Below are 15436 nucleotides of genomic sequence, written 5' to 3'. Positions count from 1 at the left end.
CTTCTGGTTCATGCGGATTCGCGTAGCTCGCCGAGGTTGATGTTCGCTCGGAGCAGGACACGCTCCAGCGCTTCCCAGGTGGTGCCGAGCCGTTCGGCGAGCCGCTCCTTGTCGATCTCCAGCGTGCGCCGGTTGATCGGCGGGTCCGTCGCGAGGATGAACCGGGCGTCTTCGAGCAGGGCCTGGGTGTTCCGCATCAGGCGGGCCCCTTCGAGGGTGCCCCGCTTCTTGAGCAGCTTCAGGTGGGTGTCGCACAGCAGGCGCTCGTCCTTGGACCCGTTGATGCAGGTCTGGTAGGAGCAGCGGACGACCTGCCATGGTTTGGCGGCGGGGTCGTCGATGGCGTCGGCCCATGCTGCCGCTGGATACCAGCCGCTGGCGGCGGCCTGCTTGCGCAGGGTCGTCACGACGGTCTTGCGGCAGTGCGCGTACGGGTCGAGGAGGATCAGTTCGTCGTACGTCCGCCGGAGCAGGCGGGCAGTTCGTAGGACGACCGTGGTTCTCTCGCCGCGCCGCAGCTGCTTGAGACCGTCCCAGGCGGCGTCCATCTGGTTGGCGATGTACCGCACGGGCCACCCCTCGACCGATAGCGCGCGCATCCGCCGCATTGACCCGGTCGCGTTGACCAGGTAGTTGTTCGGCAGGTCGTCCACGGTGACGGTGAGAAGCGCTTCGGCTGTGTATGCCCCGATCCGAGCCGGTGGCGGTAGCTGCCGAGTCGCACTTCCTACAGCGAGGTGCCTGACTGTCGTGTGCGAGATTCCTGCGAGTTCGGCGATTGCCTCGTAGCTGACCAGCCAGATTCGATGCAACTCCCGCACGTGTTGGCGCGCTTCTTCGGCATCGACGAGGCCCTGCCAGGTGCCCGATCTTCTTTCCTTGTCGCGTTTCTGCCAGTAGCGGCGTCGTGCTTCGGCGTAGGGGTCGCGCGTCACCTGGCCACCTCCGGCCATGTCAGCTTGTCGATCGCGGCGCGGTGCGCCTTCGGCATGTCCGCGAGCGGGTGCCCGAGGTAGTCGGCTCCTAGCGCGGCGAGCACTGCGGCGTCCGCCATGTCGTGCTTGCCGCCGGTGTGGAACATCGGGAGCCGGCGGGCGACCGAATCGACGATCTCGTTCTTCTCACCGCTGCCCTTGCCGAGCGCGTACGTCTTCAACGTCGCCTGAGGCACCTCGACGACGGGAACCCCGGCGTCCGCGATGATGCCCATCGTCCGGTAGTAGAGGTACGAGCGTTCCCCGGCGCCGCCGCGGCCGCCGTCCTGCCGGTTGAACACCAGCTTCTCCACCAGGACGAGGTGAGCCTTCTCAGCGTTGGTGAGCACGATGATGTCGCTGGCCAGCCGGTTGAGCGCGCGGTACTTGCTCTGCAGGGGCAGCTTGGTGATGCCGTCGCGTCCGGTCTTCTCGCACCAGCCGAGACCGGTCGCCATGCCGGTGCTGGTGAGGGAGATGTCGAGGCCGACGATGTGGAAGGGGATCACGGTTTCCATTCCTTCGGGGTCTTGAGGACCTTGTGCAGGTCGTGGTCAACGAAGAAGTCGGACCACAAGGCCGGATTGGCGGCGACTTGCTCTGCCGGCCGGGCGGCTCGCTGGTCGCGGTTGCCTCGGAGGCGTCGCTGCTCAGCGCGGTGCGCGAGCAGTGAGAGGGCGACGACCCCGGCGGCGGCCAGCACTGTGAGTGCGCCGATCGCCGCCAGGACGTCTTTCACGCGGTGCCGTCCAGGCGGGCGTCGAGCTGGGCGCGCAGCGAGGTCTTCTCGGCGGCGGTGGCGAGCAGGTCGCGCTCGGCCGACTCGGCGCGCTGCGCCGCAGCGTTCAGCTCCAGGTTCAGCTTGTACGCCAGCTCGGACACGGCCTCGTACTGGGTGCGCAGTGCGCTCATCTCGGCTTCGATGTCCTGCCGCATCACTTCGGCTCCGACGATCAGGCCGAACATGATCGCGGCGAGCAGACCGGCGGGCACGAGGATGAGCGCCAGCACGCCGCCGAAGACGATCAGGCCGCCGGAGAATGCGATGGCCACGCCGAGCATGAGGTACTTCTGGTACGGCTGGACCTTGATCTCGACTGTCACTTCGTGACCTCGCCTTCGACGCTGAGGATGTTGGGGTAGGACGAGGTGGCGGGGACGCGCCAGCCGTTGACCTTGACGCGGTAGGTGCGGCCTTCCTTCAGCTCGCCGTACAGGGTGGAGCTGTCGAACTTGAGCGACAGCCAGGCGTCGGTGTTCTCGTACACGTCACCGTTGCGGTCCCAGATGAGGTAGCGGCACGACTTGGAGCTGTCGCAGACCCGCTCCTTGTCCTCGACGGTGATCGTCTCGACGCGAGCGGTGGACAGCTTGAACAGGCTGACTGCGAGAAAGATGAGCGCGCCGAGGACGAGGATGCCGCAGCCCCACAGTCCGGTGTTGTCGTTGTAGCGGTTCATCGGCCACCGTCCTGGAGCGCGGCGTCGATGCGCGCCTGCTGGTCGGCGGGGACGTGCGGCCGGGTCATCTCGGCGATGAGCTTGGTCGCTGGCCGGCCAGCGAACTGCTCGCCCTCGGTCGGCTTGTCCCTGCCGAGGGCGTCCAGGGTGAAGGGCGGGATTTTGACGCCGTACTCGTGGAGCGCGGTGACGAGGGATGCGACGTCGGGCAGCGCACATGGGGTGTATCCGATCCAGAAGACCTCGGCGTCCTCCCCGTCGATGGAGGTGGGAGGGTCGAACGCTGTGGCCCAGTAGGTGTTGAGGGGGGCGTCCCAGCCGACCGTGGTCACCCGCGTGTCGGGTGAGCCGGGGGCGTTGGGGATGGTGTAGCGGCTCATGACTTCCTTAGTGGTCGGCGTCGACGCGGGCCTGGAGGAACCCGACGCCGTCAGCGGTGGACTTGGCAAGCTCGAACGCGGCGGCGTAGCCGGGGAACCCCGCGGCGAGCTGGAGACGGTTGGGTGCGTCGGCGGCGTCGAACGCGGCGAGGAGCTTCTGCACGAACGTGGAGCCGGGCCAGCCGCCCCGGCCGAGGTGGAACAGGACGTGAGCGGCGATCGTCGGGGTGATGTGCGGGTCGCTGTGCATGCGAACTCCCGGGGCGGTGGTGCCGGTCATGGGGTGCGAGGAGTCAGGTGGTGGCGTTCTCGCGGGCGTACTGGTCGTTGTCGAGCTTCTGCAGCGCGGCCACGATGTCTCCGCGCCAGCCGACGACTGCGGAGGACAGCCGGTCGGCGATCTGGAGGGCCTCCAGCAGGGCGGCCCGGTCGTTCAGGGCGGCGGGGTAGCGGCGGTTTCCCATCGCGAGGACGGTCTCCTCGGCGGCCAGCCGGTGCTCAATCGTGGCGGGGGTGACATCGTCGTACTCGACGGTGATGGACTTCATGAGGCACTCCTTGAGGGGGCGGCCAGTGCCCGCGGGCTGCGCGGGCACTGCACCGGGCGGTTAGAGGTAGTCGGGGGGAAGCGGGGCGTAGGGGTCTTCGACCTCGTCGCCGTGCCAGGCGTTGGCGAGACGGACCGCGAAGACCCATGCGGCGTCGCTGGGGGTGCGGGCCAGCGGTGTGCCGATGCGGGCCGCGTCGGCGACGGTCTTGTGCACGTCCCGGATCCGCTCCAGGCGCTCCCGGAGCTCGTCGAGTTGGTAGCGGACGTTGGCGTAGTCCTCGCGGACGGTGGGTTCGGGCATGTACTCGACGAGCAGCCGGAACGCCCTGCAGAGCAGACAGTGGCGGCGGTCCGGGCACGTTCCCGCGTGGCGTGCGACCTCGGCGAAGGTGGTGGCGCGCTGCTCACGCTCGCGCTTGTCTCGGGCCAGTCGGTCAGCGCGAAGCGCCGCTCGCTGGTCGTTGGTCAGGGCCATCACTGGCCGCCGCCGGGGGTGACTTCGCTGTTGCTGAGCTTCTGCAGGAATGCGGCGAGGTCGGCGTTGGTGGCCTCGCCGACCGGCTTCTCCATGTGCTGCTCGAACGCGGCCGAAAGCTGCTGGTTGTTGCCGTCCAGGTCGGACCAGACGTTGACGATGCGCTGCTGCAGGTCCTTCCGGCGGGCGGCGGCCTGCTGCATGAGCAGCTTGACACCGGTGTCCACCCGCTCGGCGCTGAGCTCCTTCGTCGAGGTCACCTCGACGCCCAGGTGCTCGACGATCCAGGCGAACCGCGCCTCGTCGTTCTTCGCGGCCGAACCCTTGCCGGTGTGGATGGTGACGCCGGCCTCGCCGAACCACACCCCGAGGTCGCGCAGCGCCTTGGCGGTGGGCTTCGGCTGCTCCTCGTCCTCGACGACCACCGCGTCTACGATGTCGTCGCCGTCGTCGGCCGCCGCGGTGTTCTGCGCGCGGGCGGCCTCGAGGAGCGCTTCGGCTCGCTCAGACGCCTTGCGGGGCTCGTCCGCGATCGGACCAGCAGCGGGCTGGCCGAGGTTGTCGGCGAACTCCTGGAGTTGCTGGACGGTGGCGGCCTTCATGGTGGTGCCGGTGCGGTCGCGGAATACGGTGTGGAGCTGGCTCGTCGTGCCGGACCAGGCGGTCATGATGTGCTGGCGGATGCGGTCGGCTTCGGGGTCGCTCGCCGCCGGCGGCGCGTCCGGCCCCTGCGGCGGACTGTGCGGAGGCTCCTCTCGGCGCGGGGCCTCGCCCGGCTGCGGGGCTGCGGGGGCGGGCTGCCCCTGCGGCGCGTTCTTCTCCGGCTGCGGGGGGAAGGCGGCGACGCGCGCCTTGGCAGCGGCCACCACTTCCTGCTCCCGACCTTGCCAGGCGGGGTCGAGCTTGGACGTCCTCCAGATCGCCTCGACGGCGTCTCGGTCTGCGGCCGCCTCGATCATCTTGAGGTAGTCGGTCGCGGGCGCGGCCTCGATCGCCCGCTGACCACCGCCACCGCGGCCCAGTTCGGCGCGGCGTGCGACCTCGCCCGACATCAGTTCGTCAAAGCCGATGCCCTCGATCGTCAGGCCGGGCACCATGTACGTCGTGGCCTTGACCACGTTGTCCTTCGGGTCGAGGAACGAGCCGGTGCGCTCGGCCACGTACAGCCAGGCGTCCACGTACGTTCCCGCGTGGGCTAGGAACTCGGCGGCATTCGGCAGCTCTGCCGCAGCGTTGCCGCCCTTGCTGTCCAGCCGCCACAGGCCCAGGCTGGGCACTTCCTTGAGGAAGACACCGAGCCGGGTGTGCGGCTTGCACGGCCGTCTCTTGAGTTCGACGTCTGCCCCGCACAGGCACGGGCCGACGAACGGGGCCTGCATCGCGACGCCGGTGCAGCGACGGATGCACAGCTTGCCGTCCCAGAGCTCCATGTTCTGGCTCAGGCCGTTGGGCGGGACGATGACGGGGATGCGCTGCGCGTTGGTGATGACCTCGAACTGCGGGCCCTGCGGCGACTTCCACGGCTTGACCTCGCCGCCGTACTTCTCGGCGACGCCCCGGATCATGTCCTCGGACGGCGACGTGAACCGGAACGTGTCAATCTTGCTGGGGTACTCCTTGCCGTTCCGGCTCATCTTCTTGATGCCAAGACGGATCCGGCCGTCCTGCCAGTGGCGGCGCTGCAGTACGGAGGGGTCGATGGGCATCAGGCGGCGTCCTTCCTGGTGGTGGTCTTGCTCGGGGGCTGAATCGGCTTGAAGCCGCGCATTTCGAGCCCGTGGACGTAGCGCGCGAGCGGAAGCAGCCCGCAGAACGCGGAGAACGCGTCCTGGTCGGCCGGGAGCGGCACGAAGCCGTAGCCCGTCTCCCGGAGGTTGAGAATCGCTGCCCCCACGAACGGCGGGACGGCGAACTCGTGGCTGGCGTCGTGGTTGTCGCTCTCGCCGTACCTGCACTCTGGCGGGCAGATGAGCGCGACTTCTGCGTGCCGCAGCGCGGCGAGCTGCATCACGTGGTCCTCGTAGACGGCGCTGGCCGGCTTGGTGAGGCTCGTCTTGATGTCCACGAGCCACAGCCCGGACGGCGTGGGGAGCGGGTCGGCCGGGACCGCGCGAGGTTTGAACTTCGGGATGATGGGCGACGTCGGGCCGGGGAACCGCAGGTCGGCCCAGATGTCGCTCGTACCGGCGTACGGGATGGTGCGGTTGATGACCGTGCACTCGGCCGCCTTGATGTCGCGGCGGATGTCCACCCCGAAGTCACGCAGGAATTCCAGGTAGGAGTCCACGAACGGGGCGGCCTCCTCGTCCGGGATGTACGGGGCGCCGAGGTTGATCGCCTCCGCGATGTTGTGGACCCGGCTCCCGAGGTCGGCCTTCTTGTCCCACTGGACTCGGTACTGCGCCTTGGCCAGCTTGATGAACGCTTCCATGTCGTCGGGGTCACCGGCCGCGCGGATCGCGTTGGGGAGGTTGTCCATCAGCCAGATCGCGGTGTCCCGCGCGGCGGCCGGGGCCAGCGCCTCGATCATGTGCTGGTCGATGGCGTTGGTGACGGAGATCTTCATCCGGTGCGGGTCGTCCGGGCCCAGCATGGGGTCGCAGTAGTAGCGGCCCGCGCTGGTCGGTACGGCGTGGCTCGGGTCGTGCTCGTCGCGCTCGTCCTCGCGGATCTGGACGCTCACGCGCCACCGCCGAGGTGCCCGTCATAGTCGGCCTGGCCGAACCAGCCGAACCGGTACTCGTCCTCGGTCATCGAGTCGAGCGCGGGCCCGCCGCGGTAGCTGGGTTGGTGATGCAGCGGCTCCGCTCCGCTCGGGAGCGCAGTGCTCGGTGGGGTCACTGGGAGGTCCTCTTCGTATTCGGCGGCCAGAAGTTTTCGGCCGGTCTCCTCGACGAGCTGGTAGGCGGCGTCGTAGTCGCCGAGGACGTCGGCGAGCAGATGAGTGAGCGCGGACTTGGCGTGGTAGTTCCAGTGCTCGGCAGCTCTTGTGGCGATGAGCTGCACCAGGTCGTCGGGATGCGGCGCTTGCGTGATGTTGGTCATGCTGATTGCGGCACCGCTGTTAGCGGGGGACGTACTGGACGTGGACGAGGACGGCCTTGCCGCCGTCGTCCTTGGTGATGGTGCGAGTGCGCGCCTGGAATGTTCCGCAGTCGTCGTTGCGGAAGCCGCGGTAGCCATTCTTGACGGCGTTGTACAGGCGGTTGGCGTCACGCCTGCCCTCAGGGGTGTCGGGAGTTTCTGCGACGACAGCCCATCGGTTGGGGTTCTTCTGCAGTTCGGCGGCGATCGGCTCGTACTCCTTGTTGATGTGGGTTTTGACGGGCGCCGGGTCTTCCCAGCGAAGGATGCCGATGGGCATGGCGATATGACGCTCCGTGGCTTGGGGGTTTGGGTCGCCGGGCGTTCATCTGCGCGTTCCGTTTCGGTCGCACACGATCACACCGACATAACCGACACTATCGCGTCCTGACGCATCGTGCAACGTCTGACGCGTCTCATGCGTCATCGCAGCTACCTCGTCTATGTCACGCTCTGTAATCACTATCTTTGCGATGACATAGCACGCGTGCACGCGTCAGTTGATACCGTTGCGCCAGACTCGTATGACGCATCAGACGCCTTGAAGGGACACCCGACTCGCCGTGGCCGACATCAGCCAGCCCTCAAAAGTGGTTCAATTCCTCATTGATCGACGCAAGAACCCAGGAGGACTTAAACGAGGCATCTCCACCCGCGCCGCCGCCGCGCGCGCGAAAGACCTGGCCGGCGACGCGCTCTCCGAGCCGACATGGCGACGCATTGAGTCCGGCGAGAAGGTTCCGGAGGATCGGGAACTCGTCCTGATGGCAGCCGCGATCAACGACTTGGCGGGCGATCCTCTCATCGCGCCGGACGACTTGTACGAGCGGGGCCGGCCGGTGGCGGCCGAACTGTTCAAGGAGTGGATCCGAGAGCGCACGAGAACGGACTCCGCTCTGGCCAGTATTGACGCGGATGTCACGCCTGAGCATGTTCAGCAGAGGTTTCAGGCGATGCTCCAGGAGATACGGACCATGAAGGGCGTCCCCAAGGAGCAGCGCAGCCAGATGGAAGCGATCCTGCTGGCCCAGATCAATACGACCTTGGAAACCTACGGTGCCCAACTGCGCATCCTCCGGCCGGAGTGATGCTCAGTTCAGCCAGTGACGCGACGCGAATGCGCCGAGCTGGAACAGAGTGGTCACGCCGGCCTTGCGCTTGATGCCTTCGAGGCGTCGGTTCACGGTGCGCGTGTGCACGTTGAGCGCGCTGGCGATGCGCTCGACAGGGGCGCCACCCACCAGCATCTCCAGGACCGCCATCTCGTCGGAGTCCAAGCCGCTGGAGCTCGTGAACTGCCCTGGGTCGGGCTGAAGTGGCAGCGCCCGTTCCCATTCGGACTCGAAGGCGTGGACAAGGAAGTCCACCAACGCGCCGGGCTGCACGAGCAGCATGGGGCTGCGCTCGCGGTCGCGAGGGTAGCGAGGTGTCATGGCCATGCGCCGATCCGAGATCAGGAGCTTGTGCGGCAGCCTTTCAGCGAGCCTGATTTCGCACCCCCGATCGAGGGAGTGATGCAGGCCGTTGATCGCCGACTGGCTCTGGAATGCTTGCCACTCAAAGATGACGCGGCACTTCGCGGGGTGGTTTACACGATCTTGGCTCGAAGTTTCGCCAGTACGTTCGGGCCGCTTCAAGGGCAGGAAGGGGTGCGTGACGAGCTGCATGATCTCGTGCTCGGCCGTAGCGTTCAGGACCTCGTACCAGTGCAGGACCTGTTCGCGGCTGGGCAGCACGGTGGTGGCGTCGCCGTCCTCGGGCTGGTGGGCGTTGTCGTACATGCGGTCCAGGTCTTCGACGTAGGACTGGACCCGCCGAAGCTCCGCCTCGTGCGCCGTGAGGACGCCATTCAGCGCGATGGACGGACGCCGCGCCATCGGGGGGTCTCCGTGCACAAGCCCCCGGACCGTGAGCTCGTACAGGTCATCGTGGACCTGTTCACCGAACTGGCCCTCCAGCTCACCGATGCTGGCGGGCCCGGTGGCCAAGAGATGCCGATAGAGGCGCTCCTGCTCATGGCTGAGGCCGGCGATCCGGTGCGGCACGTCGTTTCCCTCCCCGATGGCGCGTGACTGCGCTGTCAGCGCGCGATAGAGCTGATCTCCCCACGCATGTTCTCGAACAAACGTTTGTGATGCTGCCCGAGAAGGATCGTCTGCCGAGCCACACGAAGCCTCTTCTGCCACCAGACGATCTGGAACGTGGCAGCCATGGGCGCCACGGCCGTCCACACACCCAACATGACTGCGGCTCTCACGGTGAGAGCTTCGTTGACGTACAAGGCGAGGAAGGCAAGAGCGGTCGTCACCCAGCCCGCGACCGACATCACGGCCAGGCTGAGCAGCCACATGCGGATGGCGTGACAGATGATCATGATTCTCCGAGACTCGCTGGGGTTCTTGCCGTCCTCTGGGCTCGACGCCCCAACTACATGCCGCCCGTGTGCGAGTTCGGCGCCGACTCCACCGGAGTGTCGATCAGGGCGGGGGTTGGCGACGGCGCCTCGGCCGCGGGGTCCGTCTCCTGAGCCGGTGTCGGCGCGGTGACGGTAACGGTCGGCTCGGGGGCCGGGATGACGTCGTCAGCGTAAGCGATGCTGGACGCTGACAAGATCAGGCCCGCAGCGGCGAAGGCGATGACGTACCTGGTCAGACGCGGAAGCGCTCCCATGGACATGGTGGGACTCCTTCAGGATTGGATCGATGCAACAGAAGATTGCGGACGCCGGGCGGCATTAAAGGCACTCGGGGCGTCACGCCATGGAGTGACCATAAAAGTGGCTTGACCGTCCGTTGTCTAGCAATTTCGGACAGCATGTTGACGACATGGCACTTCTATGACACGGGCTTGCGCGAGATTGCCAATGACTCACGCAGGGGTCCCCTGACAAGAACGACCCCCAGTGAGGTGCATACTTGTCGGACGTGGATGATAGAACGCTCTGGAATCGTTCACGAGAAAGGCGGAATCAATGAACCGAGCGGTGGCAGCCCTCACGGCGGCCTTCGTCGTCGGCAGCTTGGCGTTCGTCGCAGCCGTTGTCCACGTCGCCTGGACCGGCGAGGTCGGCGGCATCGACATCGTCGGCGCGGGAGCGGCCTGTCTGCTCGCGGGTGCGACGGTGGCACTGATCAGCCGTCAGCGACCGCGCATCAATGGCGTCACTACCGCCGCGCAGATTTACGCAGAAGAGTTACAGCAGGTCAGCGCCGATCGCTGACAAAAGAGACACGCGGCGCAGCCGTGTCTACATATTGGCTACATCGCGCGCCGAGGCCATTCTCAGCAATCGCTAAGGTCAACTCTCCGTAGGCCATTTATCGCGGCTTGCAACGAACGTTCCGATCGTAGGCACCGTGTACACCCACCCCTGATCTCGCAGCAAGGCCATGGCGGCACGGGCGGTCTTCTTGGCCACGCCGTACTGCTCGATTAGCTCCGACTGCGAGGGCAGCACCTCATCCGGCTTGAGGTCGCCCCGCTTGATGCGGTCGGCGAACTCGGACGCGATCTTCTCGAACTCCCACGGCTCGCGGATCTGCGGGGCGTCGCGGGGCCCCACATAGGACCCTTCGGCGCGAACGGTGTAGATGACGTCTTCCTCGCGCAGGACCTCCAGGGCTCTGCGCACCGTCAGTCGCGACGCCTGGTGAATGGTGCACATCTCGGCCTCTGTGGGCAGGGCTTGACCGGGCTTCAGCGTGCCGGCGGCGATGTCGTCCTTGATGGCCTTGATGATCACCTGGTAGATCGGCACCGGCCCGCGGGGGCCTCGTTTCGTCATGGCCGAAGCATACATGTTGGGAACCTTTATAGACACATAGGGGCTCAACGAGCCGCCCGAAGAGAAGAAAGCCCCGGCGCCAACAGGCGCCGGGGCTTTCCGCGTATGTGTGCAGATACGCAGGACCAGCCTACGCCGCGCCATCTCTCGGCGTTACCGCGTCAAGACACATCCACACGTAGCGTGAGCCGCCCCTACACGCTCCCGTTCTGCTGATCGATCCGCTCCCAGACCTGCGCGCCGGTCTCAACCAGCTCGTCCTCGTTCTCGAAGTGGTCGAGGGCCCACCACAGCGAGTTGAACTTGAGGTCGGCGGCCGCGCAGGCCGCCGCGCCGAACTTGAAGAGGTCGCGCGCTTGGTCGTCAGTGACTCCGAGGTGGCTGAAGTCAACAGCCGTCACTTCTCACCGTCCTGCGCGGGCTCGCGCGCGGCCGGCTGGTCGGCCGCCAGGTCGGTGATCCAGTTGCCCATGACGAGCACCGCGACCAGGCCGAGGCCAAGGATCCAGGTGATCAGGCCGGTGTCCTTCATCAGATAGGCGAAGGTCAGCCACATCGCCAGCATGAGGAGCAGCGCCATCAGGCAGACGACGACGCGGATGGTGGGCTTCATGATGAGTCCTTTCGGTGTAGAGAGAGGTGAAGTGGGTGACGCTGTGGCTTACGCCCGCCTGCGGGTGTAGGCCAGGCATGGGCCCTTCGAGCAGGTGGGAAGCGGCTCACGCCCGGCGAGCTTGCGGAGGGCGGGGACGAATGGCTTGAGGTACCAGATGAACGCTTCGATCAGCACCTGCAGTGCGCCGCCCACGGACCCCATGGCGTCGTAGACCATGGCGTCCTGCATGACCTGTCTGCGCTCGTCGCGGCAGCCCTGGCACAGGTCGATGGGGTCGCAGGTGGTGATGAGCGACCACCGCTTGAGGATGCGCGGCGCGTTGTAGGCGACTCCGAGGGCCCAGATCAAAGACAGTGCATCCCATCCGGTGATCACAGAGATCGCCTCTCCTCGTGAGCCGACTCGGCGGCTCCACGGAGAGCGGCGACGATCTCGGCCTGGGTGCGGTCGGGGTCGCGGAGCCAGTCGGGGAAGCACGCCGCGCTGACATGCTGCTCGAGTGCGGCGAACGCCGCGGCGAGGAGCGCAGCCCTCTTCGCATTCGTGCCCGGGGCGTCCCGGACCTCCAGCGCGATGGCATCGCTGAGGGGGACGCCTGGCTGCTGGTGGCGGGATGCCCATCCACCGCTCTCGATGCGGTTTGCAGCACCGGCGAGGATGCTGCTCACGGTGGCGACGGTCACCGGCTGCTCCGGATAGCGTCGTACACGTCACGGTCGAGGCGGGCGTCGCCGAGCGCGGTGTGCTTGGTGCCCGCGTCCTGGGCGACACCGACGATCTCCCAGGACGGGCTGTCCATGTAGCCGCCCAGCCAGTCATCGACGTACGGGACGGCCTCAGCCTCGAACGCCTCGTCCACCTTGCCGTCGTAGGCGGACAGCCGCCCATCGACGTAGCCGATTAGCAGGGCGCGGATGTCGATCATGCGGTGGTGGGCGGTGAGAAGCTGCCCGTGGACCCGCAGGAATTTCGCCAGGAACTTGCGGTCGCGGGTGGGGTTGTTGGCGACGATCGTGGCACCGTCCAGCTCTCGGGCGACCGTGGCGGCGATGCTTCCGGCGGTAGCGTTCATGTACCAGTCGCCCTCGGCCGGGGGCTCTCCGGTGTACTCGTGGATCCACGGGCTGCCGAGGTTGATGGCAGGTGAGAGCTTCCGGCCGGCGCCGATGGACGAGCGCCTGACCCGGCACCGCTCGTAGTAGCGACCGACCTTCAGGGCGTTGGGGTCGGCGAGCGTCAGGTCCGGGCGGACCTGCCACCAGTATTCGACGTCGGTTCTGACCGGCTGGCGTAGGTCGCGCATGATGAGGCCGATCTCCCACAGGTCGCCGTGGCGTTCGTCGAGGGAGGTCGTCTCAAGGTCGAGGAAGGCGAGCTTCTTCATGTGCCTCTCCAGGTGAGGGGGAAGCTTCCCCGCCCGGGCGGGCAAGGAAGCAAACGGCGGTACCGCTATTAGCGGTAATAACCAGGGCCTTTATCGCCTCCGTGCATCCGGACCCGGAATTCCTCCTCGGGCGTGAGGGCGAGCGCGGGAAGCGTCTCGACGCCCTCACGTCTTGCCTTCCAGATGCGGTGCCAGCCGTCGATGGGGATGTGACCGGCGCCCGCGAAGGGGGCGAGGAGCACGGGCTGGGCGAGGTCCACGGTGGCGGCGTGGGACTCGTTCACGTAGATCAGCCACAGCAGAGTGGCGGCCTCCTTGACGTTGACGCGGTCAGGTTCGCGACCCTCGACGATGCGCAGGGCGGCGGTGATGTTCCACGCGTAGAAGCCGAAGCGGAAGACCTCGCGCGGGCGCCGGGCCAGCTCGGACTGCTGGGCGGTCATGCCCATTTCTCCTCGTCGATGGCGTCGGTGAGGCTGTTGATGAGCCCCATGGCCTCTTCGAGAGTGATCCTTTCGAGGCTGCCTTCGACGGTGCGGCTGCCGGGCAGGGCAGCGATCTCGATGTGGTTGCTGCCATCTGCACGAAGGACAGCGACGGGCGAGCCTGCGCAGGTGTACTCGTGCGACTCGGGGAGCGAGGGCAGGAGGACCCAGCCTTCGGCGTCGTGCTCTTTCCAGGTGGCCGTGAGGAATTCGTCCAGCGGTCCGTCGAGTTCGCGCCCGTAGAGGTCCATGAGGCACAGCACGTCATCGTTGTCGTAGTCGCTGTGGGCGGTAAAGAAGTCGGCCGGAGCTTCGGTGCCCCAGAAGTGAGTCATGAAGACCGGACCGGGCTCGTCAGGCTGGGCGTCGGGAGTGATCTCGTAGTGCTTGATCTCGATCTGCCCGTTGTCGGGGTTGGTGCGGGTGTAGAGCCGGGTTTCCATGCGGTGAGCCTCTCCGGGTTGTGGTGTTGGTGCTGGTAGCGGCATGCCACCAGGTGGCGAAGGGGTTGATCGTGAAGCTCTGCGATCACTTCGATATTACATGTGGGGGATCGATAAGGATAATCAGGAAACCAATAATGACATACAGTAATCGGACCGCTACGGTGCACGTTGAAGACGACACGGCGGCAGAAACGCCGTACCGTTGAACCACGCCACACACCACACAGGAAGCCCCGCATGACGCGCGCCCCGAAGCCACCTCAGCTCAACCCATCCAAGGACTCCGCAGCCGGACAACAGCCGCCAGCGGAACCGCAATCGACCCGCCGAGGTGGGCCACGTCGCCTCCGCGCAGTGCGCTGGACAAACCTCGTCCCCACCACGATCTACCTGTACAGCGACATCGACGACCGCCTCACCACCGCCCTCGACGACATGGGCATGGGCCCGCAGGAAGCGTGGGAACTGGCGATCAACACCTACTGCGACGCGCTGCAGCCGCCCATCCCCGCCGTGTTCCCCGAGCCCATCGACAAGGCCAAGCTCAAAGTGCCCCGTGACCCCAACCCGCCGCCGCCTGGCACACCCCGCGACCGTCCGGTTGCGCCAGGCTCCGTAGTGCGGCTCAAGCGGAACACGCGAGCGCGGCTCGTCGCCGCGTGCCACCAGGAGCAGATGGGTGGCATGGCCGTCCTCAACGACGCCATGGAGGCATACCTGGACGAGCTCGACCTGGAGCAGAGCGACGCCCAGCAGCCGCAGGCGCACTGATCGACACCCGGATCCACGACAATGACACATGTGGGTCCGCATCCAGCCGTAGCCGACGTCCGCCGAGCCGTCCGCGAAGCCCTGACCGACGTCCAGAAGGACGCGCTCATTCTCACCGCCTGCAGCGGCGGGGCCGACTCGCTGGCCCTGGCTGCAGCACTGGCCTTCGTCGCCCCACGCCTCCGCTTGCGCGCCGGCCTGCTGACCGTGGATCACCAACTCCAAGAGGGCTCGCGCCAGAGGGCGGAAACCGTGGCGGCCCTGGGCACGGACCTCGGCCTCACCCCCGCGGAAGTCCTCACCGTCACCGTGGGCGGGGAGGGCGGCCCAGAGGCGGCAGCACGAGAGGTCCGGTATGCCGCGCTCAGCGAGGCAGCCGACCGGCATGGCGCATCGGCCGTGCTGCTCGGACACACCCTCGACGACCAGGCCGAAACCGTGCTTCTCGGGCTGGCCAGGGGCAGCGGACCCCGGTCCCTGTCCGGCATGGCGGCCACGACGGGGCGCTACCGGCGCCCCCTCCTGCATCTTCCCAGGGCTACCACCGTGGCCGCCTGCCGGGCGCAGAACCTCACCCCGTGGGACGACCCGCACAACGCCGACCTGCGCTACACCCGCGTCCGAGTGCGCCACAAGATCCTTCCACTCCTGGAGCAAGAGCTGGGGCCGGGGGTGATCGAGGCGCTGGCTCGAACCGCCGCGCTCGCGCGGGAAGACGCCGACGCGCTCGACGAGTGGGCCGACTCGGCTTACCAACACTCTGTACGAGGCGACCTTGGCGAGTCGGTGACCCTGGTCGTGGCCGAGCTGGAGAAGCTTCCCGACGCGGTAAGACGACGGGTACTGCGCCGGGCGGCCATCGCCGCGGGCTCCCCGTCCGGCGTGCTGTCGGCCACTCATGTGCGGGCCCTGGACCGGTTGGTGACGCACTGGCACGGGCAGAAGGCCGTGAACTTGCCCGGGGGCCGGTCGGCCGTCCGGCGTCGTGGTGTTCTGGTGGTCGCTTCCGATCCCACCGCGTGAGCCT

At 67.1% G+C, this 15436-nt stretch carries 28 protein-coding genes; 4 read left to right on the top strand and 24 right to left on the bottom strand.

The window, feature by feature from the left end; all coding sequences use genetic code 11:
- Positions 1-8 precede the first annotated feature (8 nt).
- The 13 genes from LCN96_RS16955 to LCN96_RS16895 all read right to left on the bottom strand — a co-directional run bounded on the left by LCN96_RS16955 (position 9) and on the right by LCN96_RS16895 (position 7203).
- Positions 9-935 (bottom strand): hypothetical protein, encoded by a 927-nt coding sequence (locus tag LCN96_RS16955; protein WP_225273599.1) that lies wholly within the window; start codon positions 933-935, stop codon positions 9-11.
- Complete coding sequence (locus LCN96_RS16950) at positions 932-1483, bottom strand: hypothetical protein (RefSeq protein ID WP_225273598.1); 552 nt, start codon at positions 1481-1483, stop codon at positions 932-934. The genes LCN96_RS16955 and LCN96_RS16950 overlap by 4 nt, the downstream gene beginning before the upstream one ends.
- Positions 1480-1713, bottom strand: a complete 234-nt coding sequence (locus tag LCN96_RS16945; RefSeq protein ID WP_225273597.1) for a hypothetical protein — start codon at positions 1711-1713, stop codon at positions 1480-1482. Before LCN96_RS16945 ends, LCN96_RS16950 begins: the two co-directional genes overlap by 4 nt.
- Positions 1710-2078, bottom strand: a complete 369-nt coding sequence (locus LCN96_RS16940; RefSeq protein ID WP_225273596.1) for a hypothetical protein — start codon at positions 2076-2078, stop codon at positions 1710-1712. The genes LCN96_RS16945 and LCN96_RS16940 overlap by 4 nt, the downstream gene beginning before the upstream one ends.
- Positions 2075-2434, bottom strand: a complete 360-nt coding sequence (locus tag LCN96_RS16935) for a hypothetical protein (RefSeq protein WP_225273595.1) — start codon at positions 2432-2434, stop codon at positions 2075-2077. The genes LCN96_RS16940 and LCN96_RS16935 overlap by 4 nt, the downstream gene beginning before the upstream one ends.
- Positions 2431-2814 (bottom strand): hypothetical protein, encoded by a 384-nt coding sequence (locus LCN96_RS16930; protein ID WP_225273594.1) that lies wholly within the window; start codon positions 2812-2814, stop codon positions 2431-2433. Before LCN96_RS16930 ends, LCN96_RS16935 begins: the two co-directional genes overlap by 4 nt.
- Positions 2815-2821: 7 nt before the next feature.
- On the bottom strand, positions 2822-3064 hold the full coding sequence (locus tag LCN96_RS16925; protein WP_225273593.1) for a hypothetical protein: 243 nt from the start codon (positions 3062-3064) through the stop codon (positions 2822-2824).
- Between the two features lie 43 nt (positions 3065-3107).
- Entirely contained in the window at positions 3108-3362 is a 255-nt protein-coding gene (locus LCN96_RS16920) for a hypothetical protein (protein ID WP_225273592.1), read from the bottom strand.
- Positions 3363-3422: 60 nt separating this feature from the next.
- The gene (locus LCN96_RS16915; protein ID WP_225273591.1) at positions 3423-3665 is read right to left on the bottom strand and encodes a hypothetical protein; all 243 of its coding nucleotides are present in this window, start codon (positions 3663-3665) and stop codon (positions 3423-3425) included.
- 173 nt (positions 3666-3838) lie between these two features.
- Positions 3839-5545, bottom strand: coding sequence for a recombination directionality factor (locus LCN96_RS16910; RefSeq protein WP_225273590.1), 1707 nt, complete (start codon positions 5543-5545; stop codon positions 3839-3841).
- Positions 5545-6522 (bottom strand): hypothetical protein, encoded by a 978-nt coding sequence (locus LCN96_RS16905; RefSeq protein ID WP_225273589.1) that lies wholly within the window; start codon positions 6520-6522, stop codon positions 5545-5547. Before LCN96_RS16905 ends, LCN96_RS16910 begins: the two co-directional genes overlap by 1 nt.
- Entirely contained in the window at positions 6519-6884 is a 366-nt protein-coding gene (locus tag LCN96_RS16900; protein ID WP_225273588.1) for a hypothetical protein, read from the bottom strand. Before LCN96_RS16900 ends, LCN96_RS16905 begins: the two co-directional genes overlap by 4 nt.
- A 19-nt stretch (positions 6885-6903) precedes the next feature.
- On the bottom strand, positions 6904-7203 hold the full coding sequence (locus tag LCN96_RS16895) for a hypothetical protein (protein ID WP_225273587.1): 300 nt from the start codon (positions 7201-7203) through the stop codon (positions 6904-6906).
- A gap of 283 nt (positions 7204-7486) precedes the next feature.
- On the opposite strand from LCN96_RS16895, the gene LCN96_RS16890 reads away from it, so the two are divergent.
- Complete coding sequence (locus LCN96_RS16890; protein ID WP_225273586.1) at positions 7487-8011, top strand: hypothetical protein; 525 nt, start codon at positions 7487-7489, stop codon at positions 8009-8011.
- A gap of 3 nt (positions 8012-8014) precedes the next feature.
- Here LCN96_RS16890 and LCN96_RS16885 read toward each other — a convergent pair whose 3' ends face one another.
- Genes LCN96_RS16885 through LCN96_RS16875 form a run of 3 tightly spaced genes read right to left on the bottom strand, consistent with a single transcriptional unit; the run spans position 8015 to position 9593 of the window.
- Entirely contained in the window at positions 8015-8968 is a 954-nt protein-coding gene (locus LCN96_RS16885) for a LuxR C-terminal-related transcriptional regulator (protein ID WP_225273585.1), read from the bottom strand.
- 35 nt (positions 8969-9003) lie between these two features.
- The gene (locus LCN96_RS16880) at positions 9004-9297 is read right to left on the bottom strand and encodes a hypothetical protein (RefSeq protein ID WP_225273584.1); all 294 of its coding nucleotides are present in this window, start codon (positions 9295-9297) and stop codon (positions 9004-9006) included.
- A gap of 53 nt (positions 9298-9350) precedes the next feature.
- Positions 9351-9593, bottom strand: coding sequence for a hypothetical protein (locus LCN96_RS16875; protein WP_225273583.1), 243 nt, complete (start codon positions 9591-9593; stop codon positions 9351-9353).
- Positions 9594-9894: 301 nt separating this feature from the next.
- Here LCN96_RS16875 and LCN96_RS16870 point away from each other — a divergent pair, with 301 nt between their 5' ends.
- Complete coding sequence (locus LCN96_RS16870; RefSeq protein ID WP_225273582.1) at positions 9895-10143, top strand: hypothetical protein; 249 nt, start codon at positions 9895-9897, stop codon at positions 10141-10143.
- Between the two features lie 78 nt (positions 10144-10221).
- Here LCN96_RS16870 and LCN96_RS16865 read toward each other — a convergent pair whose 3' ends face one another.
- From LCN96_RS16865 to LCN96_RS16830, 8 genes are all read right to left on the bottom strand, one after another.
- On the bottom strand, positions 10222-10707 hold the full coding sequence (locus tag LCN96_RS16865; protein ID WP_225273581.1) for a GntR family transcriptional regulator: 486 nt from the start codon (positions 10705-10707) through the stop codon (positions 10222-10224).
- Positions 10708-10901: 194 nt separating this feature from the next.
- Positions 10902-11108, bottom strand: a complete 207-nt coding sequence (locus tag LCN96_RS16860) for a hypothetical protein (RefSeq protein ID WP_225273580.1) — start codon at positions 11106-11108, stop codon at positions 10902-10904.
- Positions 11105-11320 (bottom strand): hypothetical protein, encoded by a 216-nt coding sequence (locus LCN96_RS16855; protein ID WP_225273579.1) that lies wholly within the window; start codon positions 11318-11320, stop codon positions 11105-11107. Before LCN96_RS16855 ends, LCN96_RS16860 begins: the two co-directional genes overlap by 4 nt.
- Positions 11321-11368: 48 nt before the next feature.
- The gene (locus LCN96_RS16850; protein ID WP_225273578.1) at positions 11369-11671 is read right to left on the bottom strand and encodes a hypothetical protein; all 303 of its coding nucleotides are present in this window, start codon (positions 11669-11671) and stop codon (positions 11369-11371) included.
- A 23-nt stretch (positions 11672-11694) separates the two neighbouring features.
- Complete coding sequence (locus LCN96_RS16845) at positions 11695-11991, bottom strand: DUF6197 family protein (RefSeq protein WP_225273577.1); 297 nt, start codon at positions 11989-11991, stop codon at positions 11695-11697.
- Positions 11992-12002: 11 nt separating this feature from the next.
- A complete protein-coding gene (locus tag LCN96_RS16840) occupies positions 12003-12707 on the bottom strand; it encodes a hypothetical protein (protein ID WP_225273576.1) in 705 nt (234 codons plus the stop codon).
- Between the two features lie 68 nt (positions 12708-12775).
- Positions 12776-13150, bottom strand: a complete 375-nt coding sequence (locus LCN96_RS16835; RefSeq protein ID WP_225273575.1) for a hypothetical protein — start codon at positions 13148-13150, stop codon at positions 12776-12778.
- Positions 13147-13635 carry a hypothetical protein gene (locus LCN96_RS16830; protein ID WP_225273574.1) on the bottom strand — a complete coding sequence of 163 codons (489 nt, stop codon included), beginning with the start codon at positions 13633-13635 and terminating at the stop codon, positions 13147-13149. Before LCN96_RS16830 ends, LCN96_RS16835 begins: the two co-directional genes overlap by 4 nt.
- A gap of 357 nt (positions 13636-13992) precedes the next feature.
- Here LCN96_RS16830 and LCN96_RS16825 point away from each other — a divergent pair, with 357 nt between their 5' ends.
- Together LCN96_RS16825 and tilS are read left to right on the top strand one after the other, a co-directional pair.
- Positions 13993-14409 (top strand): hypothetical protein, encoded by a 417-nt coding sequence (locus LCN96_RS16825; protein WP_225273573.1) that lies wholly within the window; start codon positions 13993-13995, stop codon positions 14407-14409.
- 21 nt (positions 14410-14430) lie between these two features.
- Complete coding sequence (gene tilS, locus LCN96_RS16820) at positions 14431-15432, top strand: tRNA lysidine(34) synthetase TilS (RefSeq protein WP_225273572.1); 1002 nt, start codon at positions 14431-14433, stop codon at positions 15430-15432.
- Positions 15433-15436: the final 4 nt, after the last annotated feature.

Origin of the sequence: Nonomuraea gerenzanensis (assembly GCF_020215645.1) — a bacterium.
In the GTDB taxonomy this organism is placed as follows: domain Bacteria; phylum Actinomycetota; class Actinomycetes; order Streptosporangiales; family Streptosporangiaceae; genus Nonomuraea; species Nonomuraea gerenzanensis.
This window is presented reverse-complemented; position numbering and strand designations above follow the sequence as displayed.

What these genes read in the sequence shown, in the direction of transcription:
- LCN96_RS16935 (WP_225273595.1), bottom strand. Translation starts at nt 2,434, where the DNA reads ATGAACCGCTACAACGACAACACCGGACTGTGGGGCTGCGGCATCCTC.
- LCN96_RS16930 (WP_225273594.1), bottom strand. Translation starts at nt 2,814, where the DNA reads ATGAGCCGCTACACCATCCCCAACGCCCCCGGCTCACCCGACACGCGG.
- LCN96_RS16925 (WP_225273593.1), bottom strand. Translation starts at nt 3,064, where the DNA reads ATGCACAGCGACCCGCACATCACCCCGACGATCGCCGCTCACGTCCTG.
- LCN96_RS16920 (WP_225273592.1), bottom strand. Translation starts at nt 3,362, where the DNA reads ATGAAGTCCATCACCGTCGAGTACGACGATGTCACCCCCGCCACGATT.
- LCN96_RS16915 (WP_225273591.1), bottom strand. Translation starts at nt 3,665, where the DNA reads ATGCCCGAACCCACCGTCCGCGAGGACTACGCCAACGTCCGCTACCAA.
- LCN96_RS16910 (WP_225273590.1), bottom strand. Translation starts at nt 5,545, where the DNA reads ATGCCCATCGACCCCTCCGTACTGCAGCGCCGCCACTGGCAGGACGGC.
- LCN96_RS16900 (WP_225273588.1), bottom strand. Translation starts at nt 6,884, where the DNA reads ATGACCAACATCACGCAAGCGCCGCATCCCGACGACCTGGTGCAGCTC.
- LCN96_RS16895 (WP_225273587.1), bottom strand. Translation starts at nt 7,203, where the DNA reads ATGCCCATCGGCATCCTTCGCTGGGAAGACCCGGCGCCCGTCAAAACC.
- LCN96_RS16880 (WP_225273584.1), bottom strand. Translation starts at nt 9,297, where the DNA reads ATGATCATCTGTCACGCCATCCGCATGTGGCTGCTCAGCCTGGCCGTG.
- LCN96_RS16875 (WP_225273583.1), bottom strand. Translation starts at nt 9,593, where the DNA reads ATGGGAGCGCTTCCGCGTCTGACCAGGTACGTCATCGCCTTCGCCGCT.
- LCN96_RS16870 (WP_225273582.1), top strand. Translation starts at nt 9,895, where the DNA reads ATGAACCGAGCGGTGGCAGCCCTCACGGCGGCCTTCGTCGTCGGCAGC.
- LCN96_RS16865 (WP_225273581.1), bottom strand. Translation starts at nt 10,707, where the DNA reads ATGACGAAACGAGGCCCCCGCGGGCCGGTGCCGATCTACCAGGTGATC.
- LCN96_RS16855 (WP_225273579.1), bottom strand. Translation starts at nt 11,320, where the DNA reads ATGAAGCCCACCATCCGCGTCGTCGTCTGCCTGATGGCGCTGCTCCTC.
- LCN96_RS16840 (WP_225273576.1), bottom strand. Translation starts at nt 12,707, where the DNA reads ATGAAGAAGCTCGCCTTCCTCGACCTTGAGACGACCTCCCTCGACGAA.
- LCN96_RS16835 (WP_225273575.1), bottom strand. Translation starts at nt 13,150, where the DNA reads ATGACCGCCCAGCAGTCCGAGCTGGCCCGGCGCCCGCGCGAGGTCTTC.
- LCN96_RS16830 (WP_225273574.1), bottom strand. Translation starts at nt 13,635, where the DNA reads ATGGAAACCCGGCTCTACACCCGCACCAACCCCGACAACGGGCAGATC.
- tilS (WP_225273572.1), top strand. Translation starts at nt 14,431, where the DNA reads ATGACACATGTGGGTCCGCATCCAGCCGTAGCCGACGTCCGCCGAGCC.